A 4,963-nucleotide genomic window follows, 5' to 3' on the forward strand; every position below is an offset into this window, starting at 1 on the left:
GCGGACGGGGCGGAGATCGTCGACGCGGCCGGCTGCATCGCCATCCCGGGCTTCGTCGACGCGCACCGGCACCTGTGGGAAGGCGCGATGCGCGCGGTCACCGCAGACTGGTCGATCCTCGATTTCGTCGGCAACATCCGCCTGCTGGCGGCGCAGTTCTTCCGGCCGCAGGACATGTACGCGACATCGCTCCATGGCGCGCTGGAGTCGCTCGACGCGGGCGTCACCACCGTGGCTGATTACTGCCACAACGCGCGCACCGTCGACCATGTCCGCCAGGCGATCGCGGGCGTGAAGGGGGCGGGCATCCGCGCGGTCTGGGGATACAGCTTCACCGGCCTCGCCCCCGACGGCGCGCGGGATCACGGCAAAAGCGGTGAGCTGGCATTTGTCGAAGCGCTGGCGGCTGAGGCGTTCCAGCCCGGCGGACTGGTGTCGCTCGGCATCTGCCCCGAGGAGCCGATGCACTGGCGCGAGGACGCGGCCGCCGTGCGCGAGCAGTTCGCGCTGGCCCGCCGGATCGGCGCGCGACTGTTCATGCACGCCAATTCGGTGCCGGCGATCGGCGGCGGGCTGGAGCGCGAGGTAGACAAGCTCGACGCAATCGGCTGCCTGGGGCCGGACTTGGCGCTTGTCCACATGGGCCACACCGCGCCCGAGGAATGGGCGCGGCTCGGCGAGGCCGGCGGCCATGCCGTGTTCACCCCCGACACCGAATTGCAGATGGGACTGGGCTGGCCCGCGATCGGCGAAGCGCGCGCGGCGGGAGTCAATGTCGGGCTGGGCATCGACATCACGGCCAACAACAGCGCCGACATGTTCAACCAGATGCGCCTCGCGCTCCAGGTCGAGCGCGCGCGCGTCATGGAGCGGGATCCGCAGCGCGCCTTTCGCGCGCTGGCGCCCGTGGCGTGCAGGGACGCGCTCCACTGGGGGACGATGGGCGGCGCGCGGGCCTGCGGGCTTGACGACCGGATCGGCTCGCTGACACCGGGCAAGGAAGCCGACATCGTGCTGCTGCGCGCCGACGGGCTGGGCATGGCCGGATGGGACCGCGGCAACCCGGCCGCGACCGTGGTGCTCCAGGCGAGCGTCGCGCAGGTCGATACGGTGCTGGTCGCCGGCAGGGTGGTGAAGCGCGATGGCAAGCTCCTGACCGACCCGGCCGACGCAATTCGCGCGCTGGAGGCGACGAGCGCCCATGTCCATGCGCAGGTGGCGGCGGCGGGCGGCTTCGGCGCGCCGGAGGAGGTCCTCTACCACCGGCTCGGCTTTGGCGGCGCGGCTTGACTCACCGCCAACCGAGCGCCGGCGCAACGGTGGGGTTGCTCGTCGCGGCGTCTGCTTGCTCCTTCGTCGACCGCCAGCTCCTCAGCCTGCTGATCGAGCCGATTAAGGCGGACCTTCATCTGTCGGACACGGGCGTCAGCCTGCTGCTCGGCCTCGCCTTTGTCGCCTGCTACGCGCTCGCCGGACCGCCGATCGGGCTGCTGATCGACCGCACGCGGCGGTGGCGTGTCGTGGCGGCTGGGATCACCGTCTGGAGCGTGATGACGGCGGGTACGGCGCTCGCCTCTACCTACGCGCAGCTATTCCTGTTCCGCATGGGGGTGGGCATAGGCGAGGCGACGCTCAATCCCGCCGCTTACTCGCTCATCCCGGACGTCGTGCGACGCGAGCGGCGCGGCATGGCGATCGCGCTGTTCGGGCTGGGCGTGTACGCGGGCGCCGGGCTGGCGCTCGTCATCGGCGGGCAGGTTATCGGCCTGCTCGCGCGCCACGGCCCGATCGCGCTGCCTCTGGTCGGCATCCTCCGGCCTTGGCAGGCCGCTTTCCTCGTGGTCGGAGCGCTTGGCCTGCCGGTGGCGGTGATCGCCTGGTTCATGCGCGAGCCCGATCGTCTGGATGCGGGCGAGCCGCCGTCGCTCTGGGACGTGCTGCGCCATCTGCGTGACCATGCCGGCGTCGTCGCCGCGATCGTTGCCTTGTGGGCGGGCGTGCTGATGGCGGGCTACAGCGTGGGGGCGTGGCTGCCGACGTTCATGGGCCGGACGCACGGCTGGCCGGCGATGCGAGTCGGGCTTTGGTTCGGGCTGATCGTTGTCGTCGCGGGTGCGAGCGGCGCGATCACCGGCGGCTGGCTCAGCGATCGTGTCGCAGCACGACGGCCCGGCGGCCGCGTGATCGCGGTGACCGCGCTTGCGCTCCTCGCCCTCCCCTTCGCCCTCGCCTTTCCGCTCGTCGCAAGCCCTGTGGGCGCGCTCGCGCTGGTCGGGGCGTTCACCTTCGGCCAGGCGGGTGCGGCGGCGGCGGCGCCGTCGATCCTTCAGGACGTACTGCCCGGCCGGATGCGCGGCTTCGCCTCGGCGCTGGTCCTCGCCGCAGTGACGCTGCTGGCACTGGGATTGGGGCCAACCCTCATCGCGCTCGTCACCGATCGCGCATTCGGCGATCCCGCGGCGCTGCGCTGGTCGCTGGCGATCGCGGTCCCAACGATGCTCGGACTGGCAGCGCTGGCCGGGTTCGTCGCCCTGCCCGCTTATCGCAAACTGCTTCCTAAGGTGAACGCATGACGGATCGGATGGTGGTCGTGACCGGGGTGTCGAGCGGCATCGGCCGCGCCACGGCGGTGATGCTGGCGGCGCGGGGGTTTCACGTTTTTGGCAGCGTCCGCCGCGCCGAGCACGCCGCCTCGCTGGCCAAGCAACTGGGCGACCGCTTCACGGCGTTGCTCTTCGACGTCACCGACGCCGCCGCGATCGACGCCGCGCGAACAGTTGTGGCGAAGCGGCTGGGCGACCGCACGCTTGCCGCGCTGGTCAACAGCGCCGGCATCGCGCTGGCCGGTCCGTTGCTGTATCAAGACGAGGCCGAGTTCGCGCAGCATCTCGCGGTCAACGTCACTGGCCCGTTCCTGGTCACGCGCGCCTTTGCGTCCCTGCTCGGCACCGATCGCTCGCGATCAGGCGAACCAGGGCGGATCGTGATGGTGTCGTCGATCTCGGGCGGCCTCGCGACGCCTTTCCTGGGCGCCTATGCGGCGTCCAAGCACGCACTCGAAGCCTATGCAGACACGCTGCGACGCGAGCTGATGCCGTTCGGGGTCGATGTCGTCATCGTCGGACCCGGCGCGGTCGCGACGCCGATCTGGGACAAGGGCGAGGCGGCGGGGTCCGACGCTTATGCCGCGACGCCCTATGTCGAGGCGTTCGCCGGGTTCCAGCGCTGGATTGTCGCCAACGGCCGCAAGGGGCTGCCTCCGGCGGTGGTCGCGGCGACGATCGCCGAGGCGATCACGGCGCGGTCGCCGCGAGCCCGCTACGCGGTGCTCCGGGGCAAGTTCGCGGGCTGGACGGTGCCTCGCCTGTTGCCCCGGCGGATGCTCGACCGCATGCTCGCCAAACGAACGGGGCTTTCGCCCCGCGGGTGAGGTCCCGCCCGATGCCGGGCGGGACCGTGTCTCATTCGGCGCGCCAGACGATGGGAAACTGTTCGGAGTCGATCCGGTCGCCATCTTTTAGGTCGTAGGTGTGATGCGGCTGCGGCGGCACCGAGCGGTGGAAGCGATAGCGCACGTCCTCGCCGGCATAGCGGAACGACACCGCCCGCCGCGTTACGTCGCCGCGGTAATTGGGACCGGAGCCGTGGATCAGGTTGGAATGGTGCACGATGACGTCGCCCGGCTCCGACGGGTAGGTCAGGATGTCGTACTGGTCGGGGTTCCCCTCGATATCCGGCAGCTGGACCTGGTTGTCCTCATCTGACGCCTCTGGCATCAGGTCGCCGATCGAGGTCTGGCTGACGAACACGTTTGCCTTGAAGAAGGTGCCCCACCGGTGCGAGCCGCGCACATAACGCATCGCACCCGAATCCTCCGTCACGACGTCGGGCGACACCCACATCCCGCAGACCTGGTCGCCGCTGAGGTGATAGTAGGGCTCGTCGGTGTGGAAGGCCGTATATTCGCGGGTGCCCGGCTCCTTCATCAGCGTCTGGTCGTCGTAGAAATTGACCTTGTCGGTGCGGAACAGGCGCGCGGCGATGTAGGGCAACGGCGAGTCGACCGCGAGCGCGCGGATGTCCGCATTGATAGTGTTGGCGCCGATCATGGAGACGAAACGGCCGCGCTTTTCCTGCGGGATCGCCTTGGCCCGCGCGTCGCTCAGCACTGCTACGCCGGCGGCGTCGAGCTGGTCCGCCGTCGCGCTCGCGTCATAGGTCTGGATGCCCTCGGCCTCCCATTGGCCGTACAGCGCGTCGTTGATCCCCTGCCCCAATCTGGCGATCAGGTCGGGCGCCAGTATACCACGGAGACGGACCACGCCGTCGCGCTCGTAGGTCGCGACCTCCTCCTCGGTGACGTCCCGCAGCAAGCCATTGGTAAGCATGATCATCTCCTATACAGTTATCTGCCTCTGGATAGACAACTGTATATATAAAGACGAACAAGTCAACCCGGGGTGCCGAAGCTCGTGGCTGCTGCCGACAGCGAGCGGACGATCCGCTGCTCGACCATGTCGTCGGTCCATTCGGCGGCGATCGCATCGGGAAGGATCGCGCTCATGTCTACCTCCGCGGCGAGCACCATCGCGCGCGTGGCGAGTTCCAGGATGAACAGCACGTCCGCTCGCCTCGCGTCGGGAATCGCGCGGTGCAGCGTGAACAGGTAGCGGCGCAGCACCGGCCCCAGGTTGCGGGCCATCGCCCTGGTCCAGATCGCCGTGCCCGTCTCGCGGTTCAGCAGCTGCGTCCACCGCGTCCACCCGACCGGGTTCTCGGCATGAAGCGCGAAGAACGGGTGGATCAGCGAATGGATGATCGCCTCAACGGGTGCCGCGCGCGGCGAGTGCTCCTGGTCGAGCTGGTCGAGCAGCGCGGAGCGGCAGTCGTTAAGCTGGATCGCGCGCAGATCGACCACAGCGTCGAACAGGTCTTCCTTGTCTGGGAAGTAATAGGAGACGAG

5 protein-coding genes are annotated in these 4,963 nt (G+C 69.3%); 3 read left to right on the top strand and 2 right to left on the bottom strand.

Annotation, left to right across the window (positions count from 1 at the left end):
• The 3 genes from ACE5C1_RS08865 to ACE5C1_RS08875 form a co-directional block, all read left to right on the top strand.
• Positions 1–1,290, top strand: a 1,290-nt coding sequence (locus ACE5C1_RS08865) for an amidohydrolase family protein (protein WP_374943706.1), incomplete at its 5' end; no start/stop codon positions are given.
• 29 nt (positions 1,291–1,319) lie between these two features.
• Positions 1,320–2,573: a spinster family MFS transporter gene (locus ACE5C1_RS08870; RefSeq protein WP_374943707.1), complete on the top strand. Its 1,254-nt coding sequence runs from the start codon at positions 1,320–1,322 to the stop codon at positions 2,571–2,573.
• The gene (locus ACE5C1_RS08875; protein WP_374943708.1) at positions 2,570–3,430 is read left to right on the top strand and encodes an SDR family NAD(P)-dependent oxidoreductase; all 861 of its coding nucleotides are present in this window, start codon (positions 2,570–2,572) and stop codon (positions 3,428–3,430) included. The genes ACE5C1_RS08870 and ACE5C1_RS08875 overlap by 4 nt, the downstream gene beginning before the upstream one ends.
• Before the next feature lie 31 nt (positions 3,431–3,461).
• Here the strand turns inward: ACE5C1_RS08875 and ACE5C1_RS08880 are convergent, their stop codons facing one another.
• Complete coding sequence (locus ACE5C1_RS08880; RefSeq protein WP_374943709.1) at positions 3,462–4,388, bottom strand: phytanoyl-CoA dioxygenase family protein; 927 nt, start codon at positions 4,386–4,388, stop codon at positions 3,462–3,464.
• 62 nt (positions 4,389–4,450) lie between these two features.
• Positions 4,451–4,963 (bottom strand): hypothetical protein (locus ACE5C1_RS08885; protein ID WP_374943710.1); only part of this gene is annotated, 513 nt, incomplete at its 5' end.

This window comes from Sphingomonas sp., from assembly GCF_964263785.1.
Lineage (GTDB): Bacteria > Pseudomonadota > Alphaproteobacteria > Sphingomonadales > Sphingomonadaceae > Sphingomonas.